Origin of the sequence: Bradyrhizobium sp. PRIMUS42 (assembly GCF_023006515.1) — a bacterium.
Classification (GTDB): Bacteria; Pseudomonadota; Alphaproteobacteria; order Rhizobiales; family Xanthobacteraceae; genus Bradyrhizobium.
The window spans coordinates 1-2,680 of sequence record NZ_JALBGZ010000798.1; the positions used below are offsets into that span (position 1 = coordinate 1).

At 65.5% G+C, this 2,680-nt stretch carries 3 protein-coding genes; all 3 read left to right on the forward strand.

Features of this window, described 5'->3' with window-relative positions:
* On the forward strand, window positions 1–983 hold a 983-nt coding region (locus MOV75_RS33790; RefSeq protein ID WP_247007504.1), incomplete at its 5' end, for a Tm-1-like ATP-binding domain-containing protein.
* Window positions 984–986: 3 nt separating this feature from the next.
* Complete coding sequence (locus tag MOV75_RS33795; protein ID WP_246931333.1) at window positions 987–1,820, forward strand: phosphoenolpyruvate hydrolase family protein; 834 nt, start codon at window positions 987–989, stop codon at window positions 1,818–1,820.
* A gap of 25 nt (window positions 1,821–1,845) precedes the next feature.
* The coding region (locus MOV75_RS33800) for a flotillin family protein (protein WP_247007505.1) at window positions 1,846–2,680 on the forward strand (835 nt) is incomplete at its 3' end.

Consider the following 2,680-nt stretch of genomic DNA (forward strand, 5'->3'; position numbering starts at 1 on the left):
GTAACATCGCCGGCGTGATCTCGGCCGGTGGCTCCGGCGCGGCCTCGCTGGTCGCGCCGGGGATGCGCACGCTCCCGGTCGGAGTGCCCAAGCTGATCATCTCCTCCGTCGCGTCCGGTGACGTCGGACCTTATGTCGGCCCCGCCGACATCACGATGATGTACTCGGTCACCGACGTGCAGGGGCTGAACTCAATTTTGCGCGCGGTGCTGGCCAACGGCGCCAATGCGCTCACTGGTATGGTCAAGGCACGACTGGATGGACGCGCCGCGACGGCGCACGAGACCAGCAAGCTGCCCCCAATCGGCATCACCATGTTCGGCGTGACGACGCCGGCGGTACAGAAGATCGCCGCCGATCTGCGTGACGATTTCGAGTGCCTGGTCTTCCATGCCACCGGCGTCGGCGGCCGTTCCATGGAAAAGCTCGTCGAGTCGGGACAGCTCGCCGGCGTGATCGACCTCACCACGACCGAGGTCTGCGACCTGCTCATGGGCGGCGTGTTTCCGGCGACGGAGGACCGTTTCGGCGCGATCATCCGCACGCGCATCCCCTATGTCGGCTCGGTCGGCGCCCTCGACATGGTCAATTTCGGCGCGCCCGACACCATTCCCGAACGCTATCGCGGCCGCAAGTTCCACGTCCACAATCCGCAGGTGACATTGATGCGGACCACCGTGGAAGAGAACGAGCGGATGGGCCGCTGGATTGGCGAGCGGCTCAACCAGATGGACGGCCCTGTGCGCTTCTTCCTGCCAGAGGCCGGCGTCTCCGCACTCGACGCGCGAGGCCAGCCGTTCTGGGACCAGGATGCCGACGCCTCGTTGTTCCGCACCCTGGAGCGCACCGTGCGGCAGACCGGCAATCGCCAGCTCATCCGCATGCCCAAGAACATCAACGATCCCGAATTCGCCGCCGCCATCGTCAGTGCATTCCGAACCCTGTTCGGCCGCACCGGCGCGCGGCGGAGACTAGCGAGGTGACCGATGCCAAGGTTTGAACGCGCAGCGCTGCTGACGAGGTTTCGCGACATGGCGAGGCGCGGCGAGCCGATCGTCGGCGGCGGCGCCGGCACCGGGCTATCGGCCAAGTGCGAAGAGGCCGGCGGCGTCGATCTCATCGTCATCTACAATTCCGGCCGTTATCGGATGGCCGGCCGCGGCTCGCTCGCCGGGCTGATGGCGTACGGCGATGCCAATGCCATCGTGCTGGAAATGGCGAACGAAGTGCTGCCCGTGGTCACCCGAACGCCGGTGCTTGCGGGTGTCAACGGCACCGATCCGTTCCGCGACATGGACGTCTTCCTCGATCAGTTGAAGGCGCTGGGGTTTGCGGGCGTGCAGAACTTTCCGACCGTCGGCCTGATCGACGGCACGTTCCGCGCCAATCTCGAAGAGACCGGCATGTCCTATGCGCTGGAGATCGACATGATCGCCAAGGCGCACGACAAGGACATGCTGACGACACCCTACGTGTTCAGTGAGAAGGAGGCCGCCGCGATGGCGATCGCCGGCGCCGACATCATCGTCTGCCACATGGGCCTGACGACCGGCGGCTCGATCGGCGCGCAGACGGCGGCCAAGCTCAAGGACTGTCCAGCGCAGATCGACACCTGGGCGTCCGCGGCGCTCAGCGTCAATCCCGACATCCTGGTGCTCGCGCATGGCGGTCCGATCGCGGATCCCGCCGATGCCGATTTCATCATGAAGAGCACCCGCCATTGCCACGGCTTCTACGGCGCGTCCTCGATGGAGCGATTGCCCGTGGAACGGGCGCTGACGGAACAGGTGCGTCAATTCAAGGCGATCGGCGCGCGATAACGCCGAAGGTACGAGGGAGGGAAAGATGTCAGGGATGCTGGTCGGTGAATTGATCCTCTGGCTGATCGTCGCGATCGTCGTGATCGTGGTCGGCGTCTATATCGTGAACTGGCTCTACCACCGCTCCTCCAAGGAGACCTCGTTCGTCCGGACCGGCTTCCTCGGCGAACGCGTGGTGATCAATGGCGGCGCCTTCGTGCTGCCGTTCATCCACGATTACACGCCTGTGAACATGAACGTGCTGCCGATGGGCATCGTGCGCTCCAGGCAGGATGCCGTGATCACCCGCGACCGCATGCGCGTCGACATCGAAGCCGACTTCTATGTCCGGGTGCAGCCGACCCGGGAAGCGGTCTCGATCGCCGCGGCCACGCTCGGCCGCCGCACCATGGAACCCGGGCAGCTGCACGCCCTCCTCGCCGGCAAGTTCATCTCCGCGATCCGCTCGGTCGCATCCGAAATGACGATGGAGGAGATGCACGAGCGCCGCGGCGACTATGTCGTGCGGGTCAAGACCAACGCGGCCGAAGCTCTCGCCCAGAACGGTCTGGAGCTGGAATCGGTCGCGATCACCGATCTCGACCAGACCGATCTGGAGTTCTTCAACCCCTCGAACCGGTTCGACGCCGAGGGCCTGACCCAGCTGATGCAGGACATCGAGGCCAAGCGGAAGCTGCGCAACGACATCGAGCAGGACTCGATGATCAAGATCCGCGCCCGCAATCTGGAAGCCGAGCGGCAGGCGCTGGAGATCGAGCGCGAGAGCGAAACCGCGCGCCTGGAGCAGGAACGCGACATCGAGATGCGCCGCGCGCTTCAGCGCACGGAAGTCGCCCGCGAACGGGCGCTGCGCGAAACCG

Excerpts from the sequence above, each read along its gene's own strand:
- MOV75_RS33795 (WP_246931333.1), top strand. The coding sequence starts at position 987 with ATGCCAAGGTTTGAACGCGCAGCGCTGCTGACGAGGTTTCGCGACATG.